Annotated in this window: 13 protein-coding genes and 1 other annotated feature; of the genes, 5 read left to right on the top strand and 8 right to left on the bottom strand. The window is 59.7% G+C overall.

Translation table 11 applies throughout. From position 1 onward, the window contains the following. Positions 1–58: 58 nt before the first annotated feature. Positions 59–862 (bottom strand): transporter substrate-binding domain-containing protein, encoded by an 804-nt coding sequence (locus tag OYT13_RS00100; protein WP_017231446.1) that lies wholly within the window; start codon positions 860–862, stop codon positions 59–61. A gap of 946 nt (positions 863–1,808) precedes the next feature. On the opposite strand from OYT13_RS00100, the gene OYT13_RS00095 reads away from it, so the two are divergent. Both OYT13_RS00095 and OYT13_RS00090 read left to right on the top strand, forming a co-directional pair. After that, positions 1,809–3,140 (top strand): Rieske 2Fe-2S domain-containing protein, encoded by a 1,332-nt coding sequence (locus tag OYT13_RS00095; protein ID WP_268567097.1) that lies wholly within the window; start codon positions 1,809–1,811, stop codon positions 3,138–3,140. A gap of 16 nt (positions 3,141–3,156) precedes the next feature. Next, positions 3,157–4,332 carry a Gfo/Idh/MocA family protein gene (locus OYT13_RS00090; protein ID WP_261939469.1) on the top strand — a complete coding sequence of 392 codons (1,176 nt, stop codon included), beginning with the start codon at positions 3,157–3,159 and terminating at the stop codon, positions 4,330–4,332. A gap of 169 nt (positions 4,333–4,501) precedes the next feature. On the opposite strand, the gene nadC is transcribed toward OYT13_RS00090, so the two are convergent. From nadC to OYT13_RS00070, 4 genes are all read right to left on the bottom strand, one after another. Beyond that, positions 4,502–5,347: a carboxylating nicotinate-nucleotide diphosphorylase gene (nadC, locus tag OYT13_RS00085; protein WP_017231443.1), complete on the bottom strand. Its 846-nt coding sequence runs from the start codon at positions 5,345–5,347 to the stop codon at positions 4,502–4,504. Between the two features lie 132 nt (positions 5,348–5,479). Next, on the bottom strand, positions 5,480–6,070 hold the full coding sequence (locus OYT13_RS00080; RefSeq protein WP_026131495.1) for a MarR family winged helix-turn-helix transcriptional regulator: 591 nt from the start codon (positions 6,068–6,070) through the stop codon (positions 5,480–5,482). A 125-nt stretch (positions 6,071–6,195) separates the two neighbouring features. Then, positions 6,196–7,188, bottom strand: a complete 993-nt coding sequence (locus OYT13_RS00075; RefSeq protein WP_017231441.1) for a PhnD/SsuA/transferrin family substrate-binding protein — start codon at positions 7,186–7,188, stop codon at positions 6,196–6,198. A 53-nt stretch (positions 7,189–7,241) separates the two neighbouring features. Continuing rightward, positions 7,242–8,576, bottom strand: coding sequence for an MFS transporter (locus OYT13_RS00070; protein WP_017231440.1), 1,335 nt, complete (start codon positions 8,574–8,576; stop codon positions 7,242–7,244). 238 nt (positions 8,577–8,814) lie between these two features. Between OYT13_RS00070 and OYT13_RS00065 the strand changes: the two genes are divergently transcribed. Then, positions 8,815–9,780, top strand: coding sequence for a PDR/VanB family oxidoreductase (locus tag OYT13_RS00065; protein ID WP_268567096.1), 966 nt, complete (start codon positions 8,815–8,817; stop codon positions 9,778–9,780). 134 nt (positions 9,781–9,914) lie between these two features. Here the strand turns inward: OYT13_RS00065 and OYT13_RS00060 are convergent, their stop codons facing one another. Next, positions 9,915–10,832: a LysR family transcriptional regulator gene (locus tag OYT13_RS00060; protein ID WP_017231438.1), complete on the bottom strand. Its 918-nt coding sequence runs from the start codon at positions 10,830–10,832 to the stop codon at positions 9,915–9,917. 159 nt (positions 10,833–10,991) lie between these two features. Between OYT13_RS00060 and OYT13_RS00055 the strand changes: the two genes are divergently transcribed. Further along, positions 10,992–11,756 (top strand): SDR family NAD(P)-dependent oxidoreductase, encoded by a 765-nt coding sequence (locus tag OYT13_RS00055; RefSeq protein WP_017231437.1) that lies wholly within the window; start codon positions 10,992–10,994, stop codon positions 11,754–11,756. Between the two features lie 68 nt (positions 11,757–11,824). Beyond that, positions 11,825–12,532 carry a pirin family protein gene (locus OYT13_RS00050; protein WP_268567095.1) on the top strand — a complete coding sequence of 236 codons (708 nt, stop codon included), beginning with the start codon at positions 11,825–11,827 and terminating at the stop codon, positions 12,530–12,532. Between the two features lie 413 nt (positions 12,533–12,945). Here the strand turns inward: OYT13_RS00050 and OYT13_RS00045 are convergent, their stop codons facing one another. Both OYT13_RS00045 and OYT13_RS00040 read right to left on the bottom strand, forming a co-directional pair. Then, a complete protein-coding gene (locus OYT13_RS00045) occupies positions 12,946–16,308 on the bottom strand; it encodes a metallophosphoesterase family protein (RefSeq protein WP_268567094.1) in 3,363 nt (1,120 codons plus the stop codon). Positions 16,309–16,673: 365 nt separating this feature from the next. Next, a protein-coding gene (locus OYT13_RS00040; protein ID WP_268567093.1) for an IS3 family transposase occupies positions 16,674–17,908 on the bottom strand; the annotation gives its coding sequence in 2 pieces (ribosomal slippage) (positions 16,674–17,617 and positions 17,617–17,908; 1,236 coding nt in all). After that, positions 17,511–17,627 (bottom strand) — a sequence feature (AL1L pseudoknot). Its footprint overlaps the gene before it by 117 nt. Positions 17,909–18,042: the final 134 nt, after the last annotated feature.

Genomic DNA, 18,042 nt, shown 5'->3' with positions numbered 1-18,042 from the left:
TGGCCATTGTTAGACGCATCTGCACGGCACGTGCAGATGCGCGTATGTATCTGATGGGTTATTGCGGCGTCGGAGTCGTCGTGTCGGTGCCGAACCACTGCATGGAAAGCTTCTTCAGCGTGCCATCCTGACGCATCGTGCCGATTGCGTCGTTGACCGCTTTCGCAAATTTTGGATTGCCCTTGCGGAACGGAATGCCCATCTCGGTCTCGCCTCCGGGAATGCTTTCGCCTGGGCGCAATGGCAGATGAGAATTCTTGATCAGGTATTTGATCATCAGGCGGTCGTTGAGCGCCGCGTCGATTCGGCCGGCAGCCAGATCGCTGAGATTTTCGGGTGTGCCCGGGTAGACCTGCAGATTGACCGCGCGATTGGTCTTCACGAGGTCGACGTAATTGCTTCCCATCGTTACGCCGACTTTGAGACCTTTCAGGTCCTCAAGCGATTTGAACTGGCGCGTATCGTTTCGCCGCTGCAGGAGCGTTGCCGCCGAGTAGATGTACGGCTCACTGAAGTCGAGTACCTGCTTGCGAGCCGGGGTAATCCCGACCTGGTTGACAATCACATCGAACTTACCGGCCTGAAGACCGGCGAGTATCCCGCTCCATTCCGTCGTGATGAATTCGGGCTTGACGCCGAGGCGAGCCGCGACGGCCTTCGCCACCTCGACGTCGAATCCCTCAAGTTGCCCATCGTTGTTGCGGTAGTCGAAAGGCGGGTAGGTGCCTTCCATTGCGATCCGCAAGACGCCAGCATGCTTGACGGTGTCGAGCAGATCGGTTGCGTGGGCGGAGGTGGCCACGACGCAGCAGAGAAGCGTGGCGGCAAGTACTGGCTTGAACCGCGACTTGAGTCCTTTCATTTTTGTCTCCGTTGATGTAGTTCGTTTAATTGTTCAGCGAGCGGCATCGCGTCAACGCCGGTGTTCGTGGGGAGCAGGGACACAGTCAAGCCGGCGCGGCGGTCAGTCCATTCGGCAATCGCAAATGTCGATCGACTGAAGACAAGCTTAATTCTGTCAAAATGGAAAGTGTTTCCAAAAGCATGCGAACTTCGCGCGCTTCGTGAGGAATATTTTCTAGCGCCGGACAATGTTGCAAAACCCCTCTGCTGCGGTTGCAACGGAATGACGTCGGGTGTCACCGTTGAGCAGCGCAGTGCGCCTGGCGCGGGGTTCGAGGCAAAGGCGAGCGCAATTCGATGCCGGACACTGATGATCGACGGGCAGAAGAGCCTGCCTATGCCAGCGTGAAACTCGAAACACCTCCGAGCAGCTTTCCGGCCTGATCTCGCACCGTTTCAGTCGCTGCAGCGGATTCTCGCGCGAGGGATGCGCTGTGTTGCGTGACAACATCGCTCTGCGACAACGCACGTGACAGCGCTTCGACGCCGTTGCGTTGCTCCTCAGACTCGGACGCGATCTTTCGTAGCACGCCATCAACTTATCGAACGGTATTGCGTATCTCGTCGACGCGCACGCCTGCCACACCCGCCTGCATTACTCCCTGCTGAACGTATCCATCCGACGCGCCGACCAGCGTTTCGATGTCCCGCGTCGCGTTGCCGACAGCGCGACATCGTCGTCTCGGCAATATCTGAAGATTAGATATCTGTTTTTCTTTCCGGTATCTATCGTCGTTGAATCTCGCTTCCTTACATTTTGGGATCGAATATCTCCGGTCCAGCGACGCTATCCGCCATGCGTACTTTCCCGGATGCGCCAGCAAGTCTCTTGCCAATTTAACTAGATATCTAATATAGTTAGCAAAACCTGCTGATGAAGGCGACCTGTCGCCGGGAGACATGACATGCTGACCCACCAAGAGAACGAATTGCTGTGCCGCGTCGAAGGGGATGCCCCGATGGGCCAACTGATGCGCCGACACTGGACGCCGGTTTGCCTGATCGAAGAAGTCGCCGAGCCGGATGGCGCGCCGGTAAAGGCGTGCGTATTTGGCGAGGATCTCGTCGTATTCCGTGACTCGGAAGGCCGCGTTGGGGTGCTGGACGAGTACTGCCCGCACCGTCGCGCATCGCTCGTCTACGGCCGCAATGAAGACGCCGGCCTGCGCTGCCTGTATCACGGCTGGAAGTTCGATGTCGGGGGCAACGTGCTCGAAATGGTGTCCGAGCCGGCGACGAGCTGCATGGCCAACAAGGTCAAGCACAAGGCCTACCCGGTGCGGGAATGGGGCGGCATGGTGTGGGCGTATATGGGCCCGCAAGACGCCATCCCCGACTTCCAGCCGCCGGCCTGGGCACCGACCGCCGACACCCGCGTAAGCATCGCGAAAGCACTGCTGCCGTGCAACTGGGCGCAGATCCTCGAAGGCGCGATCGACTCCGCACACAGCTCCAGCCTGCATTCGTCCGACTTCGTGCCGGCACGCGTCGGCGGCGCCGAAGCGACCGACAAGAACTGGCTGCGCCCGTCCACCGACAAGGCCCCGCGCCTGCAGGTCGAGCGTACTGACTACGGCTTCCGTTATGCCGCGCTGCGCCGCCCGATCTTCAACGCCGGCACGCACGACTACGTGCGCTCGACGGTGTTCGTGGCGCCGGGCACGGTGCTGATTCCCCCGAACAATCTCTACAACGTTGCGAACATCAACGTGCCGATGGACGACACGAACACGGCGTTCTACTTCATCGCCTGGGGCGATCCGGAGACGACACCGGAAACTGAAACCTGGCGCAAGTTCCTGCGTCAGCAGATCGGCATCGATCTCGACCAGCACTATCGCCCGCTGCGCAATCACGACAACCGCTTCTGGCAGGACCGCCAGGCGATGAAGGCCGGCAATTTCACGGGCATTTCGGGCTTCCCCAACCAGGACATCGCCATGTGGGTCACGATGGGTCCGATCGCTGACCGCTCTGACGAGCGTCTCGGGGCAAGCGATCTCGCGATCGTCGAATTCCGGCGCCGCATGCTCGACGCACTCGCGGAATTCGACAAGGACGGCAACGCCATTGGCACCGGTGCGAAGGCGATTCCCCAGGACACATGCTCGTACCAGGCCGTCGTGCCGAAGGAAATCGACTGGCGCACGTATGCCGCGCGTTACGTCAGCAAACGGAACCCGGAACTCGCCGACCAGCCGGCCGCGCTCGCAACGGACTATCAGGTCAAGCAATAACGGGAGGCACACGGTTATGGAGCAGCGCCGTTTGCGCATCGGGGTCGCAGGACTGGGACGGGCATTCTCGCTGATGCTGCCGACCTTCCTGCGCGACCCCAGAGTCCAGCTCGTCGCTGCGTGCGATCCGCGTGCGGATGCGCGGCGGCAGTTCGCCGCCGACTTCGCGGCGCCCACCTATGCGGACGTGGCGGAGTTGGCGGACGACGATAACGTCGAGATCATCTACGTTGCGAGCCCGCACCAGTTCCACGCGCAGCACACGGAGATTGCCGCGGCAAAAGGCAAACACGTACTGGTCGAGAAACCCATGGCGCTCGGCGCCGCCGATTGCGACCGCATGATCGCCGCATGCCGTGCCGCGGGCGTGCATCTGATCGTCGGCCATTGCCACAGCTTCGATACGCCGTACCTGCGTACGCGCGAATTGATCCGTCTCGGCGAATTCGGCGCGGTGAAGATGATCCAGGCCATCAACTACACCGACTACCTGTACCGCCCACGCCGGCCCGAGGAGCTGGCGACGGCTGAAGGCGGCGGCGCCGTCTTCAGCCAGGCGGCGCACCAGGTTGACATCGTGCGAATGCTGGCCGGCTCACGCGCAATCCGGCTGCGTGCGAGTGTCGGCCGGTGGGATCCGTCGCGCCCCACCGAGGGAGCCTATTCTGCGCTGATCTGGTTCGAAAACGGCGCCTATGCCTCGCTCTCATACAACGGGTACGGCCACTTCAATACCGACGAGTGGAGCGGCTGGATCGGCGAAATGGGCGATCGTACGAGCCCCGACACGTACGGCAGCGCCCGCCGCCGTCTGAGGACGCTTGCGTCCTCGGATGACGAGGCCGACCTCAAAGCGGCCGGCACCTACGGCGGATCGGCATACAAACCGCCCACCGCCGCCGCGGACGAGCCACAACGATTCCATCAGCATTTCGGCCCGATCATCGTGTCCTGCGAGCATGCGGACCTGCGCCCGCTGCCCGATTCGATCGTCATCTACGGCGACGAGCAGCGCCAAACGCTGCCGCTGCCTGTGCCCGTCGTGCCGCGCGCTGAAGTCATCGACGAGTTGTATGGCGCGGTCGTCGACGGACGCAGACCGCTGCACGATGGCGAATGGGCGAAAGGCACGCTGGAAATCTGCATCGCGATTCTGAAGTCGAGCGAAACGGGCGCAGATGTAACCCTTTGATCGCTTCAGGAAAGCGCAAGATCCCTTGTTACCCTCGTTTTGAACTGAGCCAAGTACAGTTAAAACGAGGGATTTTTTATCGGCGCTTGCGGCATTCCGGACAGTTGGAAAACTGGAACGCTGGCAACGGCCCCGACTTCTGCGGGGCGCGTATACGCGCTCGACTGCGCTATCCGGCGAACGCTGCAAAGCGCAACGAAAAATCGGTCGCCGTGACGTGCTTCGTCAGCTTGCCTAACGAAATGCGGTCCACGCCGGTCTCCGCAATGGCGCGCAGGGTGTCCTCCGTAACGCCACCCGACACTTCCAGCTCAGCGCGCCCTGCGGTGACATCCACGGCCTCACGCATCGCGTCGAGCGAGAAATTGTCGAGCAGAATCGCCTTGGCGCCCGCGGCCAACGCTTCATTTAACTCAGCGAGCGTTTCCACTTCGACCTGCACCGGTACGCCCGCCTCCAGAGCCTGCGCTGCCCGAACCGTCGAGGCAATGCCGCCCCCGGCCGCGATATGGTTTTCCTTGATCAGGATGCCGTCGTACAGGCCACGACGATGGTTTTCGCCACCGCCGATACGCACCGCGTATTTTTGCGCGAGGCGCAAGCCCGGAAGCGTCTTTCTCGTGTCGAGGATGCGCGCCGCCGTGCCCTCGACGATGCGCACCATCGCACTCGTCTCGGTGGCAACACCCGAAAGCAACTGAAGGAAGTTGAGCGCCGTGCGCTCGGCCACGAGCATGCCGCGGGCTGGACCGGTGATCCGGCAAACGATCTGCCCTTCGTGCATTCCTTCGCCTTCGCCGACAAACCACTCAATCGCAATACGCGGGTCCACCTGCCGGAGGGTTTCGTCAAACCACGGCCTGCCACATAGCTGTGCGGGCTCCCGCACGGTCAGGACGGCCTCGGCTGAGGCGTCTGGGTTGATCAGCAGCGACGTCCAGTCGGCGTTGCCGACATCTTCCGCAAGCGCATCGCGGACGTTGCGCAACATCGCCGCGCGGGTCATTTCATCCATTCCAGTATCCGTATTATTGAGCGGGAAAGCAGCATGCAGTGGCCTGCCATCGTGCGTGGGCACGGCCACCAATATTATTAGATCTATAATAATATAGCCAGCTGGGAATGGTCTGAAGTGTCGCGCTGCGCGTCAATCGTGTTCGGACGCTTCGGCGCGTGCCGCGATGAGATTACCTACCTCGCGCGTCGACGGAATGCGACGCGACGGATCGTTAGACTCGGATTCGTCGCGTGCCATGTTCTCGATGATCGTCAGCAGAACCTTGCGCGCGACGTTAATCTCGGTCGCCTTTAAACCGTCAACACTGATCTCATTGACTTCTTCTGCAAGCGGAACGAGCTTTTTCTTGAGGTTACGGCCGCGTGGCGTGAGGTAGACGTGCGTGTTCTTGCGGTTGCCGGGGGCATAACGACGCTCGACATAACCGAGCTTTTCCATCGCCTGCACCGCGCTGAAGGTGGTGGGCGTCGTGGTTCCGGTCTCGTCGCTGAGCTCCTTTTGCGTGAGCCCGTCGTTGACCCAGAGCACGCGCAGGAAAGCCCAGTGGCCAAATGACACCTCATGTTGCGCGAGGCGCATTTGCAGTCCGCGCACCATCGCGCGGGCTGCATCCTTGATCAGGTGGGCGAGACGATCGTCGGGCACCGCCTCGCGCCAGTGCCGGAGAATGGGATCTGTGCTTTGTGCCCCGGATTTGCCAAGGGAGCGTGCTGTTGCCATACCTTCCTCATCCCGTAATAACCAAACATACGGCAATCATATCGCCGAATCCGGCGCATGAGCCACAGCAGACGGGTACGGCGGGAGTTCGCGCGCGGCGGCGACCGAACCCGCGAGGCGGGACCTCAGATCTTGAAGCTCTCCAGACTTGCCGGGTGAAACAGTTCAGCGGGCTGCACACGGCGGCTCGACAACCCTTCCGCATGGTGCTGGGCGAGGAAGCGGTCGATCACTTTCTCGTTCTCCGCGAAGCCGTACGACCAGAAGTCGTGGCCCATCAGTCGTCGCGCGTTGCGCAACTGGTCCTCGATGAATGGCAGCGTCACCTTGGTTGCCGAGGTATCGCTCAGGCGTGCGAGCGCGATCTCCTTCGATTTCTCAAATGCCTTGACGATGGCGCCTGGCAGCCACGGATGCTGCTCCGTGAGCGACTTGCGAATGCCGAGCGTGTGCATGATCGGGAACAGCTTGCGCCGCTCATACCATTCCGCGGCGGCCTGCTGCGGATCTTCGAACAGGTATTTCACCTGCGGATGTCCGCGGTCGAAGCACGACGGTGCGCGCGGTCCGATCACGCCGTCGATTTCTCCCTCGGCCAGCAAGTTCGAAATCGTCCGGCCCTCTGGTGCGTTTTCCAGCACCACGCCCTCGGGAAGCTTGAGTGCGATTTTCTCCACGCGCGTGGGATCTTCGTAGCCGCCGCGCACCCAACGGATGTCCGAGGCTTTCACGCCGTACTCTTCCTCCAGGAACATTCGGACCCACACGTTGGCCGTGAGTTGATACTCCGGCACACCAATGCGCTTGCCCTTGAGATCCTCGGGCCGGTTGATGCCGCGATCGGCGCGCACGTAGATCGAGCTGTGGCGGAACGCGCGCGACGGGAAGACCGGCACGGCGATGTACGGCGACGTGCCTGCCGCCGTCTTCACCGAGTAGCTGCTGAGCGATAGCTCGCAAATGTCATAGTCGGCATGGCGGAACGCACGAAAGAAAATCTCCTCCGGATCCTGCAACATAAACACCGGGTCCACGCCGTCGATCTGGACGTCGCCGTCGATCAGCGGACGCATCCGGTCGTAGTTGCCCACGGCGATGGAAAGTTGAAGCTTGCTCATTCCTGTTCCCTTCTCACAATGAAAAATCCTGGTGTCGCACCCTGCGTCGGGCGTTACGGTGCTCGCCGCTCGCGCGGAACCCCCAGAAGCACGGCGATGCCGCCTACAAACGTAAACAATGCGACCAGCAGGATGCCCGCTGAAAAGCTGCCGCTCACGCTCTTCACCCAGCCGAGGACGATAGGCGCGAAGAAGGCACCGACTTGCCCGAGGCTGCTGATCACACCAATACCGCCGGCGGCGGCCGTGCCTTTGAGGTACGTCGGCGGGATAGTCCAAATAATCGCTGCGGCCGCGAAATAACTGATCGAGACGAGACTCAGGCATCCGATCGCAGCGAGCCAGTTATGCGTGACCAGGGTGAGGAGCACAGCGCCTGCCGCGCCTGCTGTCGTCACACTGACGAAGTGCCAGCGGCGCTCGAGGCGCAGGTCCGAGCTGCGCGCGATGAACAACATGGCAACGGCGCCGACGATGTAAGGCAAGGCCGACATGAAGCCGATCTGCAACAGGTTGGAGACGCCTGCCTGTTTGATGATCGTCGGCGTCCAGTAGTTAAGGATGGTCCCGCAAATGGGCACCGTGGCCCAGCCTGCAGCAATCACGTACACGCGCGGGTCGCGCAGTGCGGCGAGCAGATTGCTCGGCGCGTCGTGCGGCTTGCTGCGGCTTTCTTCCTCCAGTGCGCCAATGACGAGACGCTTTTGCTCATCGGTCAGCCACGCGGCCTCCTGCGGCCTGTCGATCAGATAGAAATACGCAACGACGCCTGCAATCACAGCCGGCAATCCTTCGAGAAAGAACAGCCACTGCCAGTTGCGAAAACCCCAGACGTCCATGAAGTTTTGCAGGATGTAGCCGGAAAGCGGTCCGCCGACGATCCCCGCAACCGCAATCGCCAGCAAGAATCGCGACGTGATGCGAGCACGGCGTTTGGCCGGATACCAGTACGAGAGATAGAGGATGATCCCGGGCCAGAAGCCCGCTTCCGCCGCGCCGAGGAGTGTTCGGGCGAGGTAGAACTGCCACGGAGCGGTCATGAACGCCATCGCAGTGGAGATGCCCCCCCACAGCAGCATGATTCGCGTGACGGTCTTGCGGGCGCCGATGCGACGAAGCAATAGCGTGCTCGGCACTTCGAGCAGGATGTAGCCAATGAAGAACAGACTCACCCCAAGGCCGTAAGCGGCGTCGCTCATACCGAGATCGTGCTTCAGCTGCAATTGCGCGAAGCTGACGTTGACGCGGTCGAGATAGTTAAGGACCCAACAAAAGAAAAGGAAGGTCATCAACCTCAGCGTGATCTTGCGGTAAGTCGCCTCCTCGGCCGCCGAGTCGGCTACGGCAGGCAGGGGTACGTCCCCAGAGTGCAACGTTGAATGTGCCATGTCTCAATGTCTCCGAATTTCATTTGTGATGCCGGCTGGAACAGGCGTTCCCCCATCACATAATTAGATTTCTAATCTTAAGGTTACGGCGGCTTTTTGTCGCTGGCAAGCACGGGTTTATACCGAGAGTAAGGTCGCGAAGCGTCGCGCGTCTTGACTTGATAAATTAGAGATCTAGTAATAATATACGATTCATGTTGAGGCAACGCAGCGCCGGATCGGCCAGAAGGAGACAGATATGACGACACCCCAGGAAGACGGCTTTCTTCGTCTGAAGATTGCGGGCAAGGAGAAGATCGCCCGTGACATCTGGCGCTTTGATCTGACCGACCCGCAGGGCGCGCCGTTGCCGCCGTTCGAGGCGGGCGCGAACTTGACCGTTGTGGCCCCCAACGGTTTGCGACGCAGCTATTCGCTGTGCAACGACTCGCAGGAGCGCGATCGTTACGTCATCGCGGTGAAGCGTGACAGCAACGGACGCGGCGGCTCGATGAGCTTCGTCGACGACACGGCAGAGGGCGACGACGTGGATGTATCTCTGCCCCGCAATGAATTTCCGCTCGACGAACGGGCAAAGTCGTTCATTCTCGTCGCAGGCGGCATCGGGATTACGCCGATGCTGTCGATGGCGCGACAGTTGCGAGCGGAGGGCCTGCGCTCGTTCAAGCTGTACTACCTCGCCCGCGATCCGGAAGGCACGGCGTTCGTCGATGAACTCAGCAGCGACGAGTGGCGCTCGGACGTGACGATTCACCACGATCACGGCGATCCGTCGAAAGCGTTCGACTTCTGGCCTGTGTTCGAGCGGCCAAAGTCAGCGCATGTGTACTGCTGCGGCCCGCAGGCGCTGATGGACACCGTGCGGGACATGACGGGTCACTGGCCGTCGGGCACCGTTCACTTCGAGAGCTTCGGTGCGAGCAACGCGAATACGCGCGAGAACACGCCGTTCACCGTGCGGCTTGCCCGCACCGGTACGTCGTTCGACATTCCCGCCAACCGCTCGATCCTCGACGTGTTGCGCGACGCAAACGTTCGCGTGCCGAGTTCGTGCGAAAGCGGCACCTGTGGTTCATGCAAGACGGGGCTGTGCTCAGGCGAGGCGGATCATCGGGATCTCGTGTTGCGCGACGACGAGGAGGAGACGCAGATCATGGTCTGTGTATCGCGCGCGAAATCAGCGGAGTTGGTGCTCGATCTCTGAGCCGCAAGCGAAACCCATCTCTTGCGCCTCATCGGGGCCGAGGTGATCTGCTCGGCTGAATCCAGACCAGAATGGAAGTGTTTGAGACTTCTCGTTGCTCTGTTGCAATGACGTGACTGGCTGATGCACAGTGATTACTTCGGCCATCGCCAGGTCGGTTCGCTCAGGTGCTCGGCAAAGTAGTCTGACAACGCGCTCACCTTCGCCGGCCGCGCCCTCGCCGACGGCGTGACGAAGTACAGGCCGCCCTTCGTCAGCGACCAGTCGGTGAGGATCGCCTCGAGCCGCCCGTCGCTCAGATATTCGCCCGCGATGAATTCCGGCAGCTCTGCGATGGCGAGCCCTTCCAGCAGCATCGGCAGGAGCGCATCGGAATTGGTCACCCGCAGCGGGCCGGTCGGCATCACCGGTTCCTCGTCGCCAGCGTCGTTGGTGAAGCGCCAGACATCACTGCGCGCGCGATACGCATAGGACATGCAGGGCCGGTCCACAAGCTCACGCGGATGCACCGGCCGTCCCTCGCGCGCCAGATAGGCGGGCGACGCGACGACGTATTGCGTGACCGCACACAGACGCCGCGCGACCAGCGCCGAATCGGGCAGCGCGGCGATTCGCAGTGCGGCATCGAACCCTTCGGCGACCAGATCGACCGTCGAATCGGCCAGATGCAGATCGACTTGCACGTCTGGATAGCGGCGGAAGAATTCCGGCATCAGCGGCGCAACCCACCTCAGCCCGAACGACATGGGCACCGCCAGTCGCACGAGCCCGCGAGGCTGCACCGACAATTCGCGGGCGGCGCCTTCCGCGGCCTCGGCCTGCCGATATATCTCGCCAGCCTTCTCGCACAGCGTCCTGCCGAACTCGGTCAGCGCGAGCTGGCGCGACGTGCGATTGAGCAGCCGTGCGCCCAGGCGGTCCTCCAGACGTGCGACGCCGCGCGACACGGTGGCGACCGACACCCCCATTTCGCGCGCTGCGGCCGCGAACGAGCCTTCCTCGGCCACCTTGGCAAACATCGCGAGTCCTTCGAAATCAGGCAGCTTCGACATGATTCCCCATCATTTCAGATTTGCAACGTTGGTTTGCAATGCATTCTATTTCGAAAAGGTCGAGCCATCGATATTCTCCTTTCATCGCAGCAAACAATCCGCCGCGAACGCCGCATACCGGCGCCAGCGATCGACCCAACACACCGAAGGAGCAACACCATGGCACGCAAGCTCGACCACAAGATCGCCCTCGTCACCGGCGCCACCAGCGGCATCGGTCTGGCCACCGCGCAACGCTTTGCCGCCGAAGGCGCGCACGTCTATCTGACCGGTCGCCGTCAGGCCGAACTCGATGCGGCCGTCGCATCGATCCGTGACGCCGGCGGCGCGGCCACCGGCCTGCGCGTCGACTCGACGAAGCTGGACGAGCTGGATTCGCTTTACGCGCAGATCAGCGAGGCGCACGGCCGTCTCGATGTGCTGTTCGCGAACGCTGGCGGCGGCTCGATGCTCGCGCTCGGCGAGATTACCGAGGCGCACTTTGACGAAACATTCGATCGCAACGTGAAGGCCGTGTTGTTCACGGTGCAGAAGGCGCTGCCGCTGTTGGCCGACGGTGCGTCAGTGATCCTGACCGGCTCGACGGCTGGCAGCTCGGGTACCGCGGCGTTCAGCGTGTACTCGGCGTCGAAAGCGGCGGTGCGCGCGTTTGCCCGCAGCTGGATTCTTGACCTGAAGCCGCGCCGGATCCGCGTGAATACGATCAGCCCGGGTGCGACCCGCACGCCCGGTCTGCTCGATCTGGCTGGCGACGACGCCGCGCAACGCCAAGGTCTGGCCGATTACCTTGCCGCGCAGATCCCGCTGGCACGTCTCGGCGAGCCGGAGGAAATCGCAAGCGCTGCGCTGTTTCTTGCCTCCGACGACGCAAGCTTCGTGAATGGGGCCGAGCTGTTCGTCGACGGCGGTCAACAGCAGATCTGAACGAAACAGGCGTCGAGGCCGACGGCCCACATCGCGTGGCGCAGTCGGCCTCCTTTGGAGGCTGCATCGTGACTGAACATCGGCCCTTTACTTCATTGGGCACACTCTCGCGCGAGTGGCTGAGCGCTCGGTTGCATTTTCGCATCGGCAATCTTGGACAACTCGCGCATCGACCGCTGGGGCCATTGGTCGTCTGGAACGACGACGAAGTCGCGCCGCACTCTGGCTTCGGGCTTCATCCTCATCGCGATATTGAAATTGTCACGTGGGTACGTTCGGGCGCGGTCACGCACGAGGACGATGCGGGCAATCGCGCCCGTCTCGTGGTGGACAGCGTGCAAGCCATGCATGCCGGTACGGGCATTCATCACGCCGAGCGCAACGACGAAGACGCACCGGCGCGGATGTTTCAAATCTGGCTGCAGCCGCGTGCGCCAGGCGGGACGCCGCACTGGGCGATGGGGAGTTGTTCGAAGGCGCAACGCGACGGGCGGTTCGTGACCCTCGCGAGCGGTGATCCGGCCGACGTGCGAGCAGGTGCATTGCCGATCGATACCGATGCGCGCGTAAGGATCGCGACGCTGCGCGAAGGGCTATCGATGCGCGTTGCATTGGATTCACCGCAAGCAGCTTATTTCGTAACCGACCATGGTCGGATCGACATTGCGGGGACACGGCTTGAACCGCGTGATGGCGCTCTCGTGACGGGCGAGTCCGAGGTTTTGATTAACGCGATCAGCGACGCTGACGTCGTGATGGTCGAGCTGCTGGGCTGAGGTGAGTGATCTGGGTTCGCTCAAGCGATTGAATGCTTTCTCGGGGTCGAAATCGTAATTGAGCTAGGCTCCCGCGAATGGGCGGGTGTCGGGAGCGGACCTCGACTCGCTGAAGATGAACGCCGGCTCGCGCGATCCGACTACAATGTGATCGGACTCTAGATCGACATGCTATCGAATCGGGGGAGACGTCGCCGCTGGCACGAGGAGCAATCCCGATCGTTTGGGGCTCGCTCATCGACCATCTACCAGCCTAGGCTGATGGTTCGCGTCTGTCTGGTTGGAGTCCCTGAGTTAAGTCTAAGCTGCCACTCAGATAGGCGGCTTTGGGGGGGCGTCGTTAACGCGCTTTCGCTATTTTTAGATGATGTTTATGTGTTTTCCAAGGCTATATTGTTCGTCATGCGAAATTTCTATTCAACTCCGGTTGGAGGCGAAGGTAAGAGCACATCATCACGCGCGCGGATTAGGAAGTATGCGGTGTCCTGATCTGCACTTAAAGGATCCATCGTCAGAATATTTCTAAACCCCTTGATGAGGCGTTTGGCATACTTGCGTTCGTTTGATACGTTCCCATATAACCGCCAAATGAATGAACTGTGCCGATATAGGCTCAGGAGATTTAGCGTGTCCCCCTTGGATTCGAAGTAGCGCCACAAAGCGTCATGAGCTTCAGTAAACAGGCCGTTGAACCGTTCGCCGTAGAAGTATTGATAGGCATGGACAAGGTTCAGAACGGCGTCGGCAGAAAGTCCGCCATTGTCGGCTAAACTCCTCTGCGCAAGTTTCAGGCCCGCCCTAGTAGCGTTATAAGTGTCCTTCATTCTTGCGGACGTCAGTTGTGTCTCGCGCAAGGCGGCATCAATATCAGCATCGCCCGCCCCTCTGGAAGCTCTAGTGATCGCAAGATTGTTTGCAACTGTGTCTGCCTTGCGGAGGCGAGCCTCCTTTTCAAGCTTCCGCAATTGAACGTCTTTGTCGTGAGCGTCACTCATCTCCAGCGTTATTGCTTGCGCCTGAAGTGCCTCACCGGTTCCCGGGAAGGCATCAATAATTCGTGCAGCGACCTTAGTAGCTTCCGAATCGTCGAGGCTTTGCAAGCAAAGTGCGTAGCTGTTCAGAATCAGCTTTTCGGTCTTTTTGGGAAGGCCCCTGCTCAATAGTGCCTCGAACATGCCTCTGGCTTTCTTGTGCTCTCCAATCATTCGAGTGCTTCGCGCCAACAAGATCAACACCGCCTGACGCACATCCTCATAGCCAAGCTCGGGAATGGCGTCGAGGATGTCTTTGCATGCAATCGCGCAGATTCGATAGTTTTTTGTGGAAATCAGCGCCGCGCAATACACCTGCGCTAAGCTCACGATGGGATTGGCGATCTCTTTGCGAAGCCACGTTGCATTACTAGACAACAAACCAACGACAAGCGCGTGTGGATTCTGCATGAGGCTGCCATCTTCATCGACCAGCTTGCCGTCAGCCTTCCTCATGCTAGCCTTGCCGACACGCCACTCCTCCCCGAAATATATCGAAATCGCCCTGCGCGTAAGGTCATCGATTTCCGATTCCGCCATTAGTGTGAGAACGTAGTCTCGCACCTGTCGAGGGGCAATGAGAAGTCTTACTCGACCGTTGATATCACTGTTTTCGCCTAACGGGGCCATTGCGAAGCGAGTTTCTATCAAGCCCCTTTCAAGAAGCTCCTCCGCGTGAGGTGGGAAAAGCGGCGACGTTGGTACGATCCGCTTCAAACGGGCAAGGGACTCTCCATGTGGAAGGATGGAAAGCACCTTGAGAAGCAAGAATGCTCTCTCCCCAACCTTGTCTGAGGCTGTCACAAGCTCGCGGACGGAATTGATGAGTGACTGTGGCACAGTCTCCAGAGCCCCTGCCTCTTCTCGAATGAGGGTTGGGACGCTCGGGCCGAGTTCCGAGAGTCCTACAACTCGAAGCGTTCTCAGCGCGCGATCGATCTTTCCTGGAAGTCCATCGGTATGCCGAAATACAGAACTCACCCCTAACTGTGATCTCACTTCATCGTTTGCCGAAGGGTGGGCGAGCAAATATGTCCTAGTCTCTGCCTCGTCGAGGGCCTTGAGTTCAACGGCAGCAATACTCGGGTTTCGTGGGGCAGACCGAGCGAGGAGGATGACGATTGTGTCGGGACAAAAATCCCGAATCATCAGAGCGAGAGTTTCGATATCGCGTTCGATGAGCGACGGTGACGACGGTCCGACTGTTATCGGGGCTTCATCGAGAAGCAAAACTGCTGGCCCATTAGACGCGACTGCTGAACAGAATGCCTGAAAGGAGCATCCCGCTCGGGTGGAGAATGCGTCAAGGAATGCCGAACGTTCAGCGTAGCTGCCGCAGTCAATCCGATATACCGGATGTGCGTCTCGACCAGTTCCCTTGCAAATAGACCACAGAAAACCATCGCGGCCTAAGCCCCAGTCAGAGCAAACCCATGCAGCTTTGTCTCGCCGGATGCCCTCCTTACATGCCTGCTGCTCGAGAAGGCGAATGCCAAGATGCTGATCTTGCTCGCCGAGGATGTGTTGGAAGGTCGAAAGCACTTCGAAATCTTCGGATGCGCTTTCCTTTACTGCATTTGCAATGTCCACCGCTACGGGTGCGTCAAGCTCAAATCTATCAGTCGAGTTGAGGGCTGCGATGATGTGTTGATTGACATAGTGCTCGTGCCCAGGAACGAGGTTAAAATTTTCATGATCAGGCACGATCTTTCTGTCAAGCGTCTTCCGGTGTATCGTGGCCCGGCGTGGCCAACCCATCCAATTCGCACGATTTCCTGATACTTCAATTCTATTGAGCACAAAGCCATGCTGACGATCGGTTGTGCCATCGCTCAGGTGTTCCATGCCGAACAGGGAGGCGCTCTGCACAAAGCTCCGACCATGACTTCCACTGTGCAGGATCGTTACGCTATTGGCATCGTGCATATGCCCGTACATATGGGCTGTGAACCGACCTGACGGGTAGATTTCGGAATTGAAGTGTGCAATCGAGTCCTTCGACAACCAATCGTGGGGATGGTGTGTGATAAGGAAATTTAGATTGTTCCTGTCGCACCACGGCTGCGGCGCGCCTGCCGTCAGCGCATTAATTTGACGAACATCAAGGCACAATTTCCCCTTGTAGTCACCCTCCCCAAGCTGTAAGAAAGCGCTATTTAGGCCAATTAATCCAATCGAGAGCCCGTTGCATTCCATTCGGGCAGATGCGTCGCCGGGCAAGAGGCCATCTTTACAATCGAGCAGTGGAATTCCTTCCGACGGGAGGGTTTCTTTCCACTTCTCGAAAGCTCGAAATGCCTCACGGACCAGGGCTCGATACTGATCCTCAGAGCGTTCCCAGAAGCTGTGCATCAGATCTGCTTCGTGCAGGAAGTAGCGCATCATTTGCGTGCGGGGGTCGTCTTTGGGTGGTCGCGCCAAATCATGGTTTCCCGGGACAACAAAGAGGGCTGGCGTTTTCCCGGTTTCGCCGAGCACATTGAATACGTCTTTGATCTCGTTCGTTAGGGCTGCGTATTCCGCTTCGGTACCGCGTTGGGTCAGATCCCCAGAAAACACGACGAGATCAACTCCTCCAGCTAACCTGGTAAGGTGCCTGAGATCGTCGAGAAACAGCGACTTGAAGTTCGGCCAAAGTCTCGTGTGTGCGTCTTGGCCGAAATGGAGGTCACTTAAATGCAACCAAGAAAAGTGATTATTTGTCATGGTCCCCGGTGCTGAATTGTGTGTTTCAGCTAGTTTCATTGATTTCTAGAACGTACACTTCGGCTCGGCGTGGATAGGCGCCCGTTCACGGGTATCCTGCTGTAATGAATCATGCCGCCTCGTTCTCCGCTGCCCGTTTGACCGAGTGATTTTCATGCACTTTTGCGTCAGCCGCAAGCCGCGCCAGCACGGGCGTGGTCCGGCGAAGCTACGTACGATGGGCATTTGCAGTTTCACGCGCGAAGCTCATGCGGAATCACGCCAACAATATAATTTGGGTGCCGAAGAGCTGGGGAGCATGAAATGAATTTCGACGCCTTGGACAAGGGGTACTGGGAGGGCCAGAAGACGCGACTCGAAGCGAATCGGGTGAACCGCCCCGGAAATCGTGGAGGCAGGTTGGTTTAAGTTGATGCGAGTTCAGCGGCAGCTGTTTCAAGTTGCCGATAGTAGTTTGCCTCAGCTTCGGCGGGCGGGATATAGCCGAGGGGTTCCATCAACCGATGATGATTGAACCAGGCCACCCACTGCAGCGTTGCCAGTTCAACGGATTCCCGCGTTTTCCAGGTGCGGCGATGAATCAGTTCAGCCTTGTACAAGCCGTTGATCGTTTCAGCCGGGGCGTTGTCATAGCTGTCTCCCCGGCTGCCGACCGACGGTTCGATGCTCGCTTCGGCCAGCCGTTCGCTGTAGCGAATACTGACGTATTGGGACCCTCTGTCGGAATGGTGTATCAAGGTTCCGTCGTTGCCCGGGCGCCGCACGTAAAGCGCCTGTTCAAGGGCATCCAGAACGAAGTCCGTGGTCATCGAACTGCTGACTCGCCAGCCGACGATACGGCGAGCAAACACATCGATCACGAAAGCCACATACAGCCAGCCCTGCCACGTCGAAACGTAGGTGAAGTCAGAAACCCAGAGCTGGTTTGGCCGTGCCGCCTTGAACTGGCGATTGACCCGATCCAGCGGGCGCGGGGCTATGGCATCAGGAACAGTCGTGCGAACACGCTTGCCTCGCATCACGCCGCGCAAACCCAGTTGCTTCATCAAACGTTCGACCGTGCAGCGCGCCACCGCGATACGCTCCCGGTTCATCTGCTTCCAGACTTTATCCGCGCCGTAGACCTGCATGTTGGCCTGCCACACACGCTTGATCTCCGGCCGCAGACGTTCATCGCGGATTGCGCGAACAGAGCGCCGCGATGGATCACGAAGCTGCGCGGCATGGCGTCGGTAACCCGACGGGGCAATCCGCAAGACCTTGCAGATCGGCTCGACCCCGAAGGTGTCGCGATGCTGATCGATGAAGGCCTTCAGGACTTGAAACGGCGGTCGAGCTCCGCCTGGGCGAAAAACGCGCTCGCGACCTTGAGAATCTCGTTGGCACGACGCAACTCCTTGACTTCGCGCTCCAAGGCCTTGAGGCGCTCGCGCTCGTCTGTGGTCACGCCATCGCGCTCACCGTGGTCGACCTGGTCGCGCTTGACCCACTCATGCAGTGTCTGCGGTGTGCAGCCGATCATCGGCGCAATCGACTCGATCGCCGCCCACATCGACGGATGTTCGCCACGCTGCTCGCGCATCAGGTGCACCGCGCGCTCTCGGACTTCCGGGGAAAACTTGCTTGGCTTCTTGTTCATGGCTCCATTCTCTCAAGAGTTGGAGCCTCCACAAAACTCGGGGCGGTTCATATGGAAAAATATTTGGAGTCTTAATTAACATGACCCACGATTGGCCATACAAAAGTACTCGCTCTCAGTCTTCCCACTGCAAA

The sequence above is a fragment of the Pandoraea sp. XJJ-1 genome (genome assembly GCF_026802345.1).
GTDB classification, from domain to species: domain Bacteria; phylum Pseudomonadota; class Gammaproteobacteria; order Burkholderiales; family Burkholderiaceae; genus Pandoraea; species Pandoraea cepalis.
The sequence above is the reverse complement of the archived record's forward strand: the minus strand, read 5'-3'. Positions and strand labels throughout refer to the sequence as shown.

Excerpts from the sequence above, each read along its gene's own strand:
- OYT13_RS00100 (WP_017231446.1), bottom strand. The coding sequence starts at position 862 with ATGAAAGGACTCAAGTCGCGGTTCAAGCCAGTACTTGCCGCCACGCTT.
- OYT13_RS00090 (WP_261939469.1), top strand. The coding sequence starts at position 3,157 with ATGGAGCAGCGCCGTTTGCGCATCGGGGTCGCAGGACTGGGACGGGCA.
- OYT13_RS00065 (WP_268567096.1), top strand. The coding sequence starts at position 8,815 with ATGACGACACCCCAGGAAGACGGCTTTCTTCGTCTGAAGATTGCGGGC.
- OYT13_RS00095 (WP_268567097.1), top strand. The coding sequence starts at position 1,809 with ATGCTGACCCACCAAGAGAACGAATTGCTGTGCCGCGTCGAAGGGGAT.
- OYT13_RS00055 (WP_017231437.1), top strand. The coding sequence starts at position 10,992 with ATGGCACGCAAGCTCGACCACAAGATCGCCCTCGTCACCGGCGCCACC.
- OYT13_RS00070 (WP_017231440.1), bottom strand. The coding sequence starts at position 8,576 with ATGGCACATTCAACGTTGCACTCTGGGGACGTACCCCTGCCTGCCGTA.
- OYT13_RS00075 (WP_017231441.1), bottom strand. The coding sequence starts at position 7,188 with ATGAGCAAGCTTCAACTTTCCATCGCCGTGGGCAACTACGACCGGATG.
- OYT13_RS00060 (WP_017231438.1), bottom strand. The coding sequence starts at position 10,832 with ATGTCGAAGCTGCCTGATTTCGAAGGACTCGCGATGTTTGCCAAGGTG.
- nadC (WP_017231443.1), bottom strand. The coding sequence starts at position 5,347 with ATGGATGAAATGACCCGCGCGGCGATGTTGCGCAACGTCCGCGATGCG.
- OYT13_RS00080 (WP_026131495.1), bottom strand. The coding sequence starts at position 6,070 with ATGGCAACAGCACGCTCCCTTGGCAAATCCGGGGCACAAAGCACAGAT.
- OYT13_RS00045 (WP_268567094.1), bottom strand. The coding sequence starts at position 16,308 with ATGAAACTAGCTGAAACACACAATTCAGCACCGGGGACCATGACAAAT.